At 59.7% G+C, this 13,948-nt stretch carries 12 protein-coding genes and 1 pseudogene; 9 read left to right on the forward strand and 4 right to left on the reverse strand.

Features of this window, described 5'->3' with window-relative positions; translation table 11 throughout:
• On the forward strand, positions 1–123 hold a 123-nt coding region (locus tag CK220_RS29120), incomplete at its 5' end, for a 4Fe-4S binding protein (protein ID WP_176479247.1).
• Positions 120–773: a nitrogen fixation protein NifQ gene (locus tag CK220_RS29125; protein WP_095814827.1), complete on the forward strand. Its 654-nt coding sequence runs from the start codon at positions 120–122 to the stop codon at positions 771–773. The genes CK220_RS29120 and CK220_RS29125, both read left to right, overlap by 4 nt.
• Here the strand turns inward: CK220_RS29125 and rpoN are convergent.
• Both rpoN and CK220_RS29135 read right to left on the reverse strand, forming a co-directional pair.
• Positions 770–2,224, reverse strand: coding sequence for an RNA polymerase factor sigma-54 (gene rpoN / locus CK220_RS29130; RefSeq protein WP_095814828.1), 1,455 nt, complete (start codon positions 2,222–2,224; stop codon positions 770–772). The genes CK220_RS29125 and rpoN overlap by 4 nt on opposite strands.
• A gap of 73 nt (positions 2,225–2,297) precedes the next feature.
• The gene (locus CK220_RS29135; RefSeq protein ID WP_095814853.1) at positions 2,298–2,843 is read right to left on the reverse strand and encodes a peroxiredoxin; all 546 of its coding nucleotides are present in this window, start codon (positions 2,841–2,843) and stop codon (positions 2,298–2,300) included.
• Positions 2,844–4,273: 1,430 nt separating this feature from the next.
• Between CK220_RS29135 and CK220_RS29140 the strand changes: the two genes are divergently transcribed.
• From CK220_RS29140 to CK220_RS29150, 3 genes are all read left to right on the forward strand, one after another.
• Positions 4,274–5,491: a cytochrome P450 gene (locus CK220_RS29140; RefSeq protein WP_095814829.1), complete on the forward strand. Its 1,218-nt coding sequence runs from the start codon at positions 4,274–4,276 to the stop codon at positions 5,489–5,491.
• Positions 5,492–5,535: 44 nt separating this feature from the next.
• On the forward strand, positions 5,536–5,781 hold the full coding sequence (locus tag CK220_RS29145) for a ferredoxin (protein WP_095814854.1): 246 nt from the start codon (positions 5,536–5,538) through the stop codon (positions 5,779–5,781).
• A gap of 202 nt (positions 5,782–5,983) precedes the next feature.
• Positions 5,984–6,523, forward strand: coding sequence for a nuclear transport factor 2 family protein (locus CK220_RS29150; RefSeq protein WP_095814830.1), 540 nt, complete (start codon positions 5,984–5,986; stop codon positions 6,521–6,523).
• A 235-nt stretch (positions 6,524–6,758) separates the two neighbouring features.
• Here the strand turns inward: CK220_RS29150 and CK220_RS29155 are convergent, their stop codons facing one another.
• Both CK220_RS29155 and CK220_RS32680 read right to left on the reverse strand, forming a co-directional pair.
• Complete coding sequence (locus tag CK220_RS29155; protein ID WP_095814855.1) at positions 6,759–7,367, reverse strand: DUF6088 family protein; 609 nt, start codon at positions 7,365–7,367, stop codon at positions 6,759–6,761.
• A gap of 155 nt (positions 7,368–7,522) precedes the next feature.
• A pseudogene (locus tag CK220_RS32680) lies at positions 7,523–7,857 on the reverse strand (IS110 family transposase); the annotation flags it as partial.
• A 365-nt stretch (positions 7,858–8,222) separates the two neighbouring features.
• On the opposite strand from CK220_RS32680, the gene nifH reads away from it, so the two are divergent.
• The 4 genes from nifH (at position 8,223) to nifE (ending at position 13,948) form a co-directional block, all read left to right on the forward strand.
• The gene (gene nifH / locus CK220_RS29160; RefSeq protein ID WP_095783679.1) at positions 8,223–9,116 is read left to right on the forward strand and encodes a nitrogenase iron protein; all 894 of its coding nucleotides are present in this window, start codon (positions 8,223–8,225) and stop codon (positions 9,114–9,116) included.
• 103 nt (positions 9,117–9,219) lie between these two features.
• On the forward strand, positions 9,220–10,725 hold the full coding sequence (gene nifD / locus CK220_RS29165; RefSeq protein ID WP_095814831.1) for a nitrogenase molybdenum-iron protein alpha chain: 1,506 nt from the start codon (positions 9,220–9,222) through the stop codon (positions 10,723–10,725).
• Positions 10,726–10,853: 128 nt separating this feature from the next.
• On the forward strand, positions 10,854–12,395 hold the full coding sequence (gene nifK / locus CK220_RS29170; RefSeq protein WP_095814856.1) for a nitrogenase molybdenum-iron protein subunit beta: 1,542 nt from the start codon (positions 10,854–10,856) through the stop codon (positions 12,393–12,395).
• Between the two features lie 62 nt (positions 12,396–12,457).
• Positions 12,458–13,948 carry a nitrogenase iron-molybdenum cofactor biosynthesis protein NifE gene (gene nifE / locus CK220_RS29175; RefSeq protein ID WP_095814832.1) on the forward strand — a complete coding sequence of 497 codons (1,491 nt, stop codon included), beginning with the start codon at positions 12,458–12,460 and terminating at the stop codon, positions 13,946–13,948.

Below are 13,948 nucleotides of genomic sequence, written 5' to 3' on the forward strand. Positions count from 1 at the left end.
GAGCTCAATCGCATGGTCATGGTTGTCGACCATGCCGGCCGCTGCATTGGCTGCGGAGCCTGCGGCCGCGTCTGCCCAAAGAACTGCCAGACCCACCTTGCGGCCGACAAGCTTGCTGCATGAGCTGGGGAGACGACCAGGAGAACGGCGCCACAGTCGCCGATCACCGTGGTTGTTTCAGCACCAGCCAATGGCCGCCGACAGACGTGGGGGCGGCGTTCGACCGGCATGCGCTTGCATGTGTTGCCTACCTCGCGTTCGAGGAGGCCGAGGCCGGCAAGGCGACCGCGACCGAAGCAACCGGCCTTTCGCGTGCCGAGCTGCGAGATGTCATGACACGCTATTTCCCGGCTGTGCCCGTCAACGCCTTCGCGCTGGAAAAGCTGACCGATCCGGAGCCGGATATGGAGGAAGAGCTTCTGCGCGGCCTGCTCATTGGGAATGCCAGGCCAGGCGATCCGGCGAGCACCCTCTTCGCCAAGATCATTGCCAGGCGTAGTTTGCGCAATGACCATCTGTGGCAGGACCTTGGCCTTTTCAATCGGGCCGAACTCAGCCGCTTGATCGCCAGGCATTTCCCGGCGCTGGCGGCCGGCAACACCAAAAACATGAAATGGAAGAAGTATTTCTATCGTAAGCTCTGCGAGGCTGAAGGCTTTTCGCTATGCACCGCGCCCAGTTGTCAGGAATGCCCCGATTTCGAAAGCTGTTTTGGCCCGGAGGAAGGCGAAAGCCACTTGGCACGGATCAAGAACGGGTTCGCTTTGGATTAAGAGCCGCCTTCGCCGCCGCCGCCGCCTGGGCTTGATTGGCATCGAAGCCGCAGGCGCTTTTCGCGGCGACGTCGCGCGGAGGACGGGATGTTCAGCGCCTCACGATATTTCGCGACGGTGCGGCGAGCAATGTCGATGCCGGTGTCCTTGAGCCGGGTGGCGATGTCGTCGTCGGAAAGCACCTCGTAGGGCGATTCCATGGCAACTATCGCCTTGATTTGATGGCGGACAGCTTCGGCGGAGTACGCGTCGCCGCTCTCGCAGGAGCCGATCGCGACGGTGAAAAAATACTTCAGTTCGAACACGCCGCGCGGGGTCAGCATGTACTTGTTCGACGTCACCCGGCTTACCGTCGATTGGTGCACGTTGATGGCATCCGCGACAGTCCTGAGGTTGAGAGGCCGCAGGTGGGCGACCCCATGTTCAAAAAAGGCGTCCTGCTGGCGGATGATTTCAGCCGTTACCTTGAGGATCGTCTTGGCGCGCTGATCAAGGCTGCGGATCAGCCAGTTCGCGTTTTGGAGGCATTCGTTGAGAAAAGACTGATCTTTCGAATTTTGGGCGCTTAGGCGCGAGACCTCGGCAAAATAGTTTTGGTTCATCAGCACTTTGGGCAGCGTGTCTGGATTGAGTTCGATTTGCCACCCACCTCCAGGAGAGGGATGGACCAAGACATCAGGTATGATCGATTCAGGCCCTCCGGATTGGAATCGGTTTCCGGGCTTGGGATCGAGCGCGCGGATTTCGTGCAACATGTCGAGAAGGTCGTCTTCATCGACACCGCAATGGCGCTTCAATGTTTGAAAATCGCGTCGCGCTAGCGCTTCAAGATTGGCGACCAGCGCTGCCATCGCCGGGTCGAACCTGTCTAGCTGCCGCAACTGTATCTCAAGGCATTCGCTGAGAGTTCGCGCAAAAATGCCCGGTGGATCGAACTGCTGCAAGGTTCCAAGAACCCGTTCCACAACAGCCTCCCGGACATTCAGGCTGCGGGCCAGTTCCGAAAGGTTCACCGCAAGGTATCCGGTGTCTTCCAGATGACCGGCAAGCTCGCCAGCTATTCGCCGCTCCAGCGGCGCGAATGCGCTGAGAGCGATCTGACGAGCGACATGGTCGTGCAATGTTTCGATGGACGTGCAGTAATCTTCGAAAGAATGGTTTCCCCCCGATGCGACATTGTTTTTGCCGCGGATTGATTTCCACTGCGAGGCCCGATCGGACATACCGCCCGCGGTCGGCCCGATGCGCGGGTTCCCGGCCGAAATCGAGGGAACATCCTTCGGCGCCCGGTTTGGTGCCCGTTCCAGAAAGGGGTTCTTCTCGATTTCCTTCTCGACGAACTGATGCAGTTCGGGATGCGCCAGTTGCAACAGGCGAATGGATTCCATCATTTGCGGCGTCAAAACCAACGATTGCTTCTGACGCTGAAGCAGGCTTGCTGAGGACTCCATAGTTAGCGTGAAACTCCTCTCCGAGCGCCCTGGGCTTATGCAAGGGGATTTGGGAGACGTTGACTCCTCTAGCTCATGCAGCCGTCACGGCTTTGGCTTTCAGCGCTTCAAGGACGTTCTGCGGCGACGATACGCCATAGGGATCGGTCTCGCAGTTGTCGCAGAAACCGTCCTCTTCGAACCACTGCTCCACCACCCCATTGTTGATCACGGCAGCGTAGCGCCAGGAGCGCATGCCGAAGCCGAGATTGTCCTTTGCAACCAGCATGCCCATCTTGCGGGTGAACTCGCCCGAGCCGTCTGGGATGAGTTGGACGTTCTGCAGCCCCAGGCCCTTGCCCCAGGCATTCATGACGAAGGCATCGTTGACGGAAACGCAGTAGATCGTGTCAATTCCTTCCTTCTCGAACTGCTCGTAGAGCGTTTCGAAATCGGGCAACTGGAAGGTCGAGCAGGTCGGCGTGAAGGCACCGGGCAGCGAGAACAGGACGACGCGCTTGCCGCTGAAATAATCCTCGGATGTCTTGTCTTCCCAGCGGTACGGGTTCGGCCCCTCGATGGAATCATCGCGAACACGCGTGTGAAAGGTGACGAAGGGAACTTTTTTCTTGACGGTCATCAATGTGCTCCTGGAGGAAAACTGGTGCGCTGCTTTTTCGCTTGAGACTGACGCGGCATCGACCTCGGCCGGCAATTCGGCCGAGCGCCGCCCGTTTTGTGTCGGCATTGGATCAGCCTTGGCAAAACCGCTCGCGAGCGCGTTTGAAGAACGAGGTCTCGATTTGGCGGCAACGAAAACGGGTTTCACTACGCGCTTGTACGGGGCGTCGCGATGTCAGCAATGGTCTTACTCCTGGCCACCTTGTGATGGGTTCTGCCCAGTACGACGCAAGCGCCATGCCATTTGATTTTTAGGCTGGGATTCACACTGTGTTTTGCAGCGACAACTCTTTGCTTTGAGCGGCTAGGATCCTGCCTTCGCCGAGACCGAGCGCGCCCGTAATCACCTGATCGTGAGCTCTGGGTAGAGGGGCATCGCCTTTATGCGTTCAAGCCGCGAACCTCTTTGTCCGAAGCTGGACAAAACTGTCGGAAGTCGGACCGAAGGGTCGCCGGATCGCACAGAGCATAGGTGACTCGAATTCGCAGCGAGAATCTGGGCTCATAGTCGGGAGGAGGACAGGAGTCGATCGGGGCTAACCTGACGAGAGCCCCTGTGGCCTTCGTTCCCGAGGATTGATACGGGCCTTACGCGCTTCGCCCTATCGACGCTCGCCAGACAGCTTCGAAATCGGCAGCGGGTACAAAAAAAGCCAGCACGTCCGGCGGGCACCGTCCCGAGGTGGCGGGAAACCGCCTTGCACTCGCGGAGCATTGAATCTGCCGCGACTTTGCTGTCGGCTTTGTCAGGTCCGCGACACGGCTGCGCGCCGCCAGGCTTGCGGCTGCGCATTCGATCAAACTGTTGAATGATATGTACAAATCTTCTGCAGGGCTCTTTCCGCGCCGCTGGCACGACTTTTGAAGCTCTCTCGTGAGGCGGCGGCAGCTACCGCCTGGAGCTCATGTTGTGGGTACCATCGCGATCAATGCAGCCAAGGAAGACAACATCTCGGGTCCGCGTCGAGCCGATCTGTCCAAAGGCACTGCCTGTGAAAGCCCGACCGGCGTGGCTGGCGTGGACACCAGCAGTTCGCCTGGCAGCGGCCAACGGCCATCGATCGAACAGGGCATGAGATACGACCCGCATGTTTGCTCATGCCCACATCGCGTGCGCTCGCGGGAATCGGCGAAAGCGATGTCGACGGGTACCGCTTCTCGCGTGCCGCGCTACAGACATCCTGAAGAGATGACCGGCCTGAACCCGTTGTGGGGAAGAGCTTCATTTCCGGCTCGCCGTTCGAAGCTGAAAATGCCGTGTCCGACGATTTCGCTCGTCGGTCTTTGGCGGGCAGGCGGCAGTCTGGCCAAGAGGGTTACAAGCTTGCCGGATGGCCAAGTGCCATGCCGCGCGGCCTTAGTTTGCGGTTAGACGGCAGGAGAAGCCCAATGGCGATCAACCCGATTCCAGATCATGTCCCGCGCGAAATGGTGAGGGACTTCAGCCTGTTCACGTCGCCAGGCATGCCACCAACGCCCAACGGGGATCCACACGCAGCGGTAGCTTGCGCACATGACGGGCCTCCGATCTTCTATTCCCCCTACAACACGCAAGATGGCCGGGGCACCTGGGTCATCACCCGCGCCGCAGACCAGCGTAAGGTGCTGCAGGACGCTGAAACTTTTTCCAGCCATCGCAGCATCTTCTCCTCCGTACTGGGCGAAACCTGGCCGACGATCCCGCTTGAGCTCGATCCACCGGCCCATGGCGCCTTTCGCTCGCTACTTAGTCCGCTGCTTTCGCCCAAGCGGGTGACGGCACTGGAACCGGCTGTCCGTGAGCGAGCGATAGCCCTGATCGACGGGATCACCGCATCGGGCACGAGCTGCGACGTCATGAAGGATTTTGCCTTTCCGTTCACTGTCGGCATCTTCCTTCGCTTTCTGGGCTTGCCGGATCAGGGCCTCGATACATTTGTCGGCTGGGCGAAAGATCTGCTCCACGGCAACGATGTGGAACGACCTGTGGCTGCCCGCAAAATTGTGGCTTTTATCGATGAAGTTGCAAACAATCGCCGCAAGGATCCGGTCGACGATCTCATGACCTTCATCGTGCAGGCACAGGTTGAGGGCCGGCGGCTAACCGACGACGAAATCCGAGGCATCGGCGTGCTTGTCTTCGTCGCGGGACTTGACACCGTCGCAGCATCTATAGGCTTTGACTTAGCTTATCTTGCGCGCAACCTCAAGGATCAGGAACTGCTGCGCAGCGAACCGGACCGCATCGTGCTCGCAACCGAAGAATTGCTGCGGGCCTATCCGCCCATTCAGTTGATCCGCGTGGCTACGAAAGATATCGACTTCGAAGGCGCGCCGATCCGAAAGGGGGACTATGTTTCCTGCGCCACGATGATTGCAAATCGCGACCCGGAGGAATTCGAATCCCCCAACACGGTTGATCTGGCGCGAGAGCACAACCGCCACGCCGCCTTTGGCTATGGTCCCCACCGTTGCCTTGGCTCACACCTTGCCCGGCGCGAGATTGTCATTGGCCTGGAGGAGTGGCTGGCGCGCCTTCCGACCTTCCGGATCAAGGAAGGTACAGCGCCCATCACCTGTGGCGGCCATGTGTTCGGAATCGAAAATCTGATCCTGGACTGGTCATGACCATGGCCGTCCCGAGCCATGGCAAGACAATGGAGGTCAGCGCTATGCGCATTATCGTCCACAATGCCAAATGCCAGGGTCACGCGCGATGCTCGGCGCAAGCGCCAAGCATTTTCACGCTAGATGATGAGGGATACGTCCTGCCTGGCGATATCAATGTCGCGCAAGGGGACGAACTGCTCGCGTCACGGGCCGTGCGATCCTGCCCCGAACGCGCGCTGGAAGTCGATAGCTCATCGGCGGCCCGGTTCGATCCAGCCGCCATTCAACCAAAAGCTGGGGAAGCTTAGGTGGAATGACGAGGCCCACACCGCAAAGCAACGTGTCCGGCCGCTTGCCTGCCTGCCTCCTCTGCGGCCTCGAGGCCTCCATGAGCGCTTGCTACACGTGAAGTTCGTCTCCATTCTGGCGTCTTCAAGCCGATCGGTTCGTCTTTGGACGCATCTACAGGCACGAAACGCCTCTTCCAATCTCAGATTTTGCGAGAGAGCGATGGGCCATGCGAAAATCACCGAACTGGGCGACCGCGAGGCGATCCGCGACTGCCTTTATCGGTATTGCCGCGGCATAGACCGCGCCGATGAGGCTGCGCTGCGCAGTGCGTATTGGCCCGATGCGCATGACAATCACGGCGCCTATTGTGGCTCAGCCGAGGGCTTCATCGAGTTTGCGCTTGGTGTCTTCAAGACCGGACCGCGCTTAATCCACCAGATCACGAACGTATTGATCGAATTCATCGACCCGACGGAGGCCTTGGTCGAAAGCTATTTCACCGGGCTGCAACGCGGACCAGACGAAGACGGAGAAGCACGTCAGGTGCTCCTCTGCGGCCGTTACTGCGATCTGTTTCAGAAGAGGGAGGGCGCGTGGCGCATCGCCGAACGGACCGTGGTTTACGATTGGTTCGAAGAGCAGACCCCACCAGCGGTCCCCGAGGCAGAACGGTTCGGCCTACGGCAACCGATCGGAGCAGCGCATCCCAATGACCCGGTTTACGCGCTCAGAAAGCGCCGCAGCTCGTCATCAAACTGAAAATCCAACGCATGTCACCACAATGCCTTCCAAGGCTCCCAAACGGGAGCCGCATCGCTGGAGCGGTCCCGGGAGGCAACACGTCTACCCGGTATGGACAGTCACAGGACGCCTTGCAATGCCGCGACCGGTCTTGCGGCTGGCTCGCGTCCAGATCTGGCTCGGAGAGGTTCATATGAAGCAGGCAGGACCCATCGTCATCCATTAGGGAGCGGCAGGCGGGATCGGCCGTGCGCTAGTCGATATCGCCACCGCCATGTGCGGCCTTGCCCATGCTGCGCGCCAGCCAGGTCGGAAGCTGCGGCGCTACCGCGACCAGCTCGCTGAAGGCACCCGGCGGGAGTTTCCGCTTCATTGTCTGGAGGGCGGCTTCAGCCTTCTCCGGCCCAAGCCAAGCTAACGCTCGCACTGCCTCGCCAGCGGGCCGATGCGCCATGGCGAGCTGCCAACTAGGCGCGTGGCGAAGCTCGACGACCTGCTTGCCGAGGCTCACCTTCCGGGTGCGGCCGGAAGTCAGATAGACCGACCGGACCGGCACCTGTGTCGTGAGACCTAGGATGTTGGCGGCAGCGGCCCCACTCGGGACGATGATCTCCCCGCGCTGGCTGGCAAGCGCCTCGACCGCTTGCTCCACGGAGGGAGCCCGGATGCCGAACCTGCTCGTGACCGGAAGGACATAGACGCCGCGACCCGCCCGGATCAACTGCGTCCGCTCTGCTAGACGCGACAATGCCTGATCCACCGCGGCGCGATTCCCGAGGTGAAGCAAGCTCTTAGCTGCGACCGGCGTGCCCTCTGGCAGCCCTTTCGCGTGGGCAAGAATCTGTTCGGTCAACCTTCTCATGGCCATGCTCCTGTCAAATTTGATTTTCTGACAGTTTTCAAGGCGGACTGTGTGAGCAGGTGAGTTCTCCGGTTTATTTCCAGCGCATGGAGTCTGAGGATGAACGGGCAGCATGGCTACAGGACCGAAGACATGCAGAAGTCGAGACGCAAGCGGCTGAGGAAGCCCTGTGAGGGGATTAGGCTCGTGCGCTGGCGCACCAAGTTTTTTTGCTCCTCGGTTTTGACAGCCACGAAGCGCATTGTCGTCTAGAGACCACTTCCGTGATCGCCTCCGCGTCAGCCAAGTTCTTCTGCCGCTTTACAAATGGTTTCACAAAGGCCGGCGGCAGGAGCCGAGCGGCATGCCCGAGCAGGGCTATCCGGCGAGAAACGGCAGCAACTGCGCGCGACAGCTTCTTGCGAAAGACAACCTTCCGGTTACTCACCGCGCCGTGAACCTGGAAGACCCGCTTTGCGAGATCGAATCCAATGATAGCACCTCGTTCCATGGGTGCCCTCTCTGTCTTGGTCGATTCTGGCAATCACTAAACTGGCACATCGCCATGGCGTCGGGAGGGGGCGCCATCAGATTTTGACAACTTGCTTCTTTCCGGCCTCTGCGGCCGACGTCTCACTCATCGCCATCCGACATCTACTGTCGCCTTTGTCAGATCCGCCACACAAGTTTATTTAGCCAATTTAATATTTTTGCCAAATGTTAAATAGCTGAAAAGCAAACATAAAATTTCTTCTTCGATCCAACTGGCCAAATTGGCACGAGTTTTGAGACGATCGGTGCGAGGCGCCGGGTTCTGCCGACCGGACTTCAAGTCGCGGATAGCCGCTATGGATGGAAAGAAGGAAGGAAAGCAACATGTCAGGTCTGCGTCAGATCGCATTCTACGGAAAGGGAGGCATCGGCAAGTCCACCACCTCTCAAAATACGCTCGCCGCTCTGGTCGACCTCGGACAGAAGATCCTCATCGTCGGCTGTGACCCCAAAGCCGACTCTACCCGCCTGATCCTGAACGCAAAGGCGCAGGATACTGTTCTGCATCTCGCCGCCGAGGAAGGTTCTGTGGAGGACCTCGAACTCGAGGACGTGCTCAAGATCGGCTACAAAGACATCAAGTGCGTGGAGTCCGGCGGCCCCGAGCCGGGTGTCGGCTGCGCCGGCCGCGGCGTCATCACCTCGATCAACTTCCTCGAGGAGAACGGCGCCTATGACAATGTCGACTATGTCTCTTACGACGTGCTGGGCGACGTGGTGTGCGGCGGCTTCGCGATGCCGATCCGCGAAAACAAGGCCCAGGAAATCTACATCGTCATGTCCGGCGAGATGATGGCGCTCTATGCCGCCAACAACATCGCCAAGGGTATCCTGAAATACGCCCATTCGGGCGGCGTGCGGCTCGGCGGGCTGATCTGCAACGAGCGCCAGACCGACCGCGAGCTCGACCTCTCCGAGGCGTTGGCCGCCAGGCTCAATTCCAAGCTCATCCACTTCGTGCCGCGCGACAACATCGTCCAGCACGCCGAACTAAGGAAGATGACCGTTATCCAATATGCGCCGGACTCCAAACAGGCAGGGGAGTACCGCGCGTTGGCCCAGAAGATCCATCTCAATTCGGGTCAGGGCACCATCCCGACCCCAATCACCATGGAAGAGCTCGAGGACATGCTGCTCGACTTCGGCATCATGAAGAGCGACGAGCAGATGCTTGCGGAGCTTCAGGCCAAGGAAGCGACATTGGCCGTCGCTCAGTAAGGGCCCCTACCCGACAGGGGGCGCCGACTGTGATCTGGCGCCCCTTTATACGAAACAAGGCCTCGTTGGCGAGGCGTTACGATCCTTGAAAGGGGCAGGTCCCATGGGCCTCGACTATGAGAATGACGGCGCTTTGCATGCGAAGCTTATCGAAGACGTGCTGTCGCAATATCCAGACAAGGCGGCGAAGCGTCGCAAGAAGCACCTCAGTGTCGCAATGAGCAAGGACGAGGCCACAGCGGAGGACAAGGGCCTTTCCGAATGCGACGTCAAATCGAACATCAAATCCATTCCGGGCGTGATGACAATCCGCGGCTGCGCCTATGCCGGCTCCAAGGGCGTGGTGTGGGGTCCGGTCAAGAATATGGTCCACGTCTCGCACGGGCCGGTCGGCTGTGGGCAATATTCCTGGTCGCAACGCCGCAACTATTACGTCGGCACGACGGGCATCGACACGTTCGTGACGATGCAGTTCACCTCCGACTTCCAGGAGAAGGACATCGTTTTCGGCGGCGACAAGAAGCTGGAAAAGATCATCGACGAGATCGAGGACCTGTTTCCGCTCAATGGCGGCATCTCGGTTCAGTCGGAATGCCCAATCGGCCTGATCGGGGACGATATCGAGGCAGTGTCGCGCAAGAAGGCCAAGGAGCACGAAAAGACGATTGTACCGGTGCGCTGCGAAGGTTTCCGCGGCGTTTCACAATCGCTCGGTCACCACATCGCAAATGATGCGATCCGCGATTGGGTCTTCGATAAGGAAGATGTCAAGTTCGAGTCCGGCCCATATGACGTCAACGTCGTCGGCGACTACAACATTGGCGGCGATGCCTGGGCGTCGCGAATCCTGCTCGAGGAGATTGGGCTTCGGGTAGTCGGCAACTGGTCGGGCGACGCCACGCTCGCCGAGATAGAGCGCGCGCCCAAGGCCAAACTCAATTTGATCCACTGCTACCGGTCGATGAACTACATCTGCCGGCACATGGAGGAAAAGTACGGCATCCCTTGGATGGAATACAATTTCTTCGGCCCCTCCCAGATCGAAGCCTCCCTGCGCAACATCGCCAAGCATTTCGGCCCGCAAATCGAGGAGAAGACCGAAAAGGTCATCGCCAAGTACCGGCCCTTGGTCGATGCCGTCACAGCCAAGTACCGACCGCGACTCGAAGGCAGCACGGTGATGCTCTATGTCGGCGGCCTGCGCCCCCGTCACGTCATCACTGCCTACGAGGACCTCGGCATGGTGATCGTTGGCACCGGCTACGAATTCGCCCACAACGACGACTATCAGCGCACCGGCCATTACGTGAAGAATGGCACGCTCGTCTATGACGACGTCACCGGGTACGAGCTGGAGAAGTTCATCGAAGGCATCCGCCCTAATCTCGTTGGCTCCGGTATCAAGGAGAAGTACCCGGTGCAGAAGATGGGCATCCCGTTCCGCCAAATGCACTCCTGGGACTATTCCGGCCCGTATCACGGCTATGACGGCTTCGCCATTTTCGCCCGCGACATGGATTTGGCCATCAACAACCCGGTCTGGGGTCTCTACCGCGCGCCGTGGAAGAAGATAGAGGACGCGCCGCCGACGGCGGTCGCCGCCGAATGAGGACTTGGCCTCCGTGCCAAGCAGGGAGGCCAACAAACACTTTGGGCACTCGATCCACGCGGAGGCCCTTAACGTCTTGATGTTCCTGTGCTGCCGCTTGGCGCGGCCAGATGGAAAAGGTGACCACCATGCCGCAATCGGCCGAAAAAGTTCTCGACCATGCTCCCCTGTTCCGCGAGCCGGAATACAGACAAATGCTTGCCGAGAAGAAACTGAATTTTGAATGTCCGCACCCTGATCAGATTGTCACCGACCAACGCGAATTGACCAAGACTTGGGAATACCGCGAAAAGAACCTCGCTCGCGAGGCGCTTGTCATAAACCCCGCCAAGGCATGCCAGCCGCTCGGCGCGGTGTTCGCGGCCGCGGGCTTCGAGCGGACCATGTCTTTCGTCCACGGTAGCCAGGGCTGCGTTGCCTACTACCGCTCGCATCTGTCGCGACATTTCAAGGAGCCTTCGTCAGCGGTTTCCTCCTCGATGACCGAGGACGCGGCAGTGTTTGGCGGCCTGAAGAACATGGTCGACGGGCTCGCCAATACCTACAAGCTCTACGACCCCAATATGATCGCCGTCTCGACCACCTGCATGGCTGAAGTCATCGGCGACGACCTGCGCAGCTTCATCGAGAACGCCAAGAACGAAGGCTCTGTCCCGGGGGACTTCGACGTGCCTTTCGCTCATACGCCGGCCTTCGTCGGCAGCCATGTCGATGGCTATGACGGTATGGTGAAGGGCGTGCTGGAGCATTTCTGGAAGGGCAGCGAGCGCTCGCAAGTCACTGGCACCCTCAACATCATTCCAGGCTTCGACGGATTCTGCGTCGGAAATAACCGGGAACTCAAGCGCCTTCTCGACCTGATGGGTGTCACCTATACCTTCATTCAGGACGCTTCCGATCAGTTCGACACGCCGTCGGACGGCGAATACCGCATGTATGACGGAGGCACAAAAATTGCAGACGTGAAAGGGGCGCTCAACGCCGAGGCGACACTGTCGCTGCAGCGTTACAACACCCGCAAGACGCTGGAATATTGCGACGAGGTCGGGCAGGCGACGGCGTCCTTCCATTATCCGCTAGGTGTCCAGGCGACTGACGAATTCCTGATGAAGGTCTCGGCGATTTCCGGCAAGGAGATCCCCGAGACAATCCGGATGGAGCGCGGCCGACTGGTTGACGCAATGGCCGACAGCCAGTCATGGCTGCACGGTAAGAAGTACGCAATCTATGGGGATCCGGACTTCGTCTACGCCATGGCCCGCTTCGTCATGGAGACCGGCGGCGAGCCGACACATTGCCTCGCGACCAACGGCACATCGGCCTGGGAGGCCGAGATGAAGGAATTGCTTGCATCCTCGCCCTTCGGCCAGGATGCGCAGGTCTGGGCGGGCAAGGATCTCTGGGCAATGCGCTCGTTGCTTTTTACAGAGCCGGTGGACCTGCTGATCGGCAATTCCTATGGCAAGTATCTGGAGCGCGATACCGGCACGCCGTTGATCCGGCTGACGTTTCCAATCTTCGACCGACACCATCACCATCGCTTTGCGCTGATGGGCTACCAGGGCGGTTTACGCGTGCTGACGACGATCCTCGACAAGATATTCGACAAGCTCGATCGCGAGTCGAGCGAGACTGGCGTGACGGATTATTCCTATGACCTCACCCGCTAAGAGCCGGTGCCGGCTTTTCGCCGTGGCCGCCCATCGCCCAATGGACTTCGGGGACTGACGCAATGACCTCGCTCAGTGTCAAGATCCAGGATGTTTTCGACGAGCCCGCCTGCGATAAAAACCGCAGCAAGGATGCCAAGGCGCGCAAGGAGGGCTGCTCGAAGCCACTGACCCCCGGGGCGGCGGCCGGCGGCTGCGCCTTTGACGGCGCTAAGATCGTCCTGCAGCCGATCACCGACGTTGCGCACCTGGTCCATGCACCCCTCGCCTGTGAGGGCAATTCCTGGGACAACAGAGGCGCAGCTTCGTCCGGGCCAACCCTGTGGCGGACAAGCTTCACGACCGACCTTACCGAACTCGACGTCGTGATGGGCCAGGGCGAGCGGAAGCTGTTCAAAGCGATCCGCCAGATCAAGGAAACATATGCGCCGCCGGCAATCTTCGTCTATTCAACCTGCGTGACGGCGCTGATCGGCGACGACATTGATGCCGTGTGCAGACGCGCGGCCGAAAAATTCGGCTTGGCCGTGGTGCCGATCAATGCGCCTGGTTTGGCCGGCTCCAAGCACCTCGGCAACAAACTCGCCGCCGAAGCGCTGCTCGATCATGTCATTGGCACGGTGGAACCAGACGACGCCGGGCCCTACGACATAAACATCCTTGGCGAATTCAACCTCTCCGGCGAATTTTGGCTGGTGAAGCCGCTGCTTGATCGGCTCGGCATCCGGGTGCGCGCCTGCATCCCGGGCGATGCGCGTTACATCGACGTTGCATCCGCGCACCGCGCCCGGGCGGCTATGATGGTGTGCTCAAGCGCACTCATCAATCTGGCCCGCAAGATGGAGGAGCGCTGGGACATCCCGTTCTTCGAGGGCTCCTTCTACGGCATAACCGATACGTCGGAAGCACTTCGCAAGCTTGCGGAGCTGCTGGTGAGGAAGGGCGCCGATGCGGAGATCCTCGATCGCACAGACACGCTGATTGCTGAGCAGGAGGCGATTGCGTGGAAGAAGCTCGAGGCCTACCGCCGGCGGCTGCAAGGCAAGCGCGTGCTGCTCAACACAGGCGGTGTGAAGTCCTGGTCAGTTGTCCACGCGCTGATGGAGATCGGCATGGAGATCGTCGGCACCTCGGTCAAGAAATCCACCGTCGAAGACAAGGAACGGATCAAACGCATCCTCAAGGACGAAAACCACATGTTCGAGCAGATGGCAGCGCGCGATCTTTACGCCATGCTCTCAGAAGGCAAGGCCGATATCATGCTGTCGGGTGGGCGCACGCAATTCATCGCCCTGAAGGCCAAGACACCCTGGCTGGATATCAACCAGGAGCGCCAACATCCTTATGCCGGCTATGACGGCATGGTGGAACTTGTACGGCAGATCGACCTCGCCATTCACAACCCGATCTGGAGCCAGGTGCAGGAGCCGGCGCCGTGGGATTGCCAGCCTGCCGTGAAGGACGATCTGGCGAGCACGAAGAACGGAACCGATACTGTGAACGCTCTCGATGATTTCGCCGGCGCGGCGGCTGAGCGCTTAGGCGAGCGTTGA

The organism is Mesorhizobium sp. WSM3860 (assembly GCF_002294995.1).
In the GTDB taxonomy this organism is placed as follows: Bacteria; Pseudomonadota; Alphaproteobacteria; order Rhizobiales; family Rhizobiaceae; genus Mesorhizobium.

What these genes read in the sequence shown, in the direction of transcription:
- CK220_RS29125 (WP_095814827.1), top strand. Translation starts at nt 120, where the DNA reads ATGAGCTGGGGAGACGACCAGGAGAACGGCGCCACAGTCGCCGATCAC.
- rpoN (WP_095814828.1), bottom strand. Translation starts at nt 2,224, where the DNA reads ATGGAGTCCTCAGCAAGCCTGCTTCAGCGTCAGAAGCAATCGTTGGTT.
- CK220_RS29135 (WP_095814853.1), bottom strand. Translation starts at nt 2,843, where the DNA reads ATGACCGTCAAGAAAAAAGTTCCCTTCGTCACCTTTCACACGCGTGTT.
- CK220_RS29140 (WP_095814829.1), top strand. Translation starts at nt 4,274, where the DNA reads ATGGCGATCAACCCGATTCCAGATCATGTCCCGCGCGAAATGGTGAGG.
- CK220_RS29145 (WP_095814854.1), top strand. Translation starts at nt 5,536, where the DNA reads ATGCGCATTATCGTCCACAATGCCAAATGCCAGGGTCACGCGCGATGC.
- CK220_RS29150 (WP_095814830.1), top strand. Translation starts at nt 5,984, where the DNA reads ATGGGCCATGCGAAAATCACCGAACTGGGCGACCGCGAGGCGATCCGC.
- CK220_RS29155 (WP_095814855.1), bottom strand. Translation starts at nt 7,367, where the DNA reads ATGAGAAGGTTGACCGAACAGATTCTTGCCCACGCGAAAGGGCTGCCA.
- nifH (WP_095783679.1), top strand. Translation starts at nt 8,223, where the DNA reads ATGTCAGGTCTGCGTCAGATCGCATTCTACGGAAAGGGAGGCATCGGC.
- nifD (WP_095814831.1), top strand. Translation starts at nt 9,220, where the DNA reads ATGGGCCTCGACTATGAGAATGACGGCGCTTTGCATGCGAAGCTTATC.
- nifK (WP_095814856.1), top strand. Translation starts at nt 10,854, where the DNA reads ATGCCGCAATCGGCCGAAAAAGTTCTCGACCATGCTCCCCTGTTCCGC.
- nifE (WP_095814832.1), top strand. Translation starts at nt 12,458, where the DNA reads ATGACCTCGCTCAGTGTCAAGATCCAGGATGTTTTCGACGAGCCCGCC.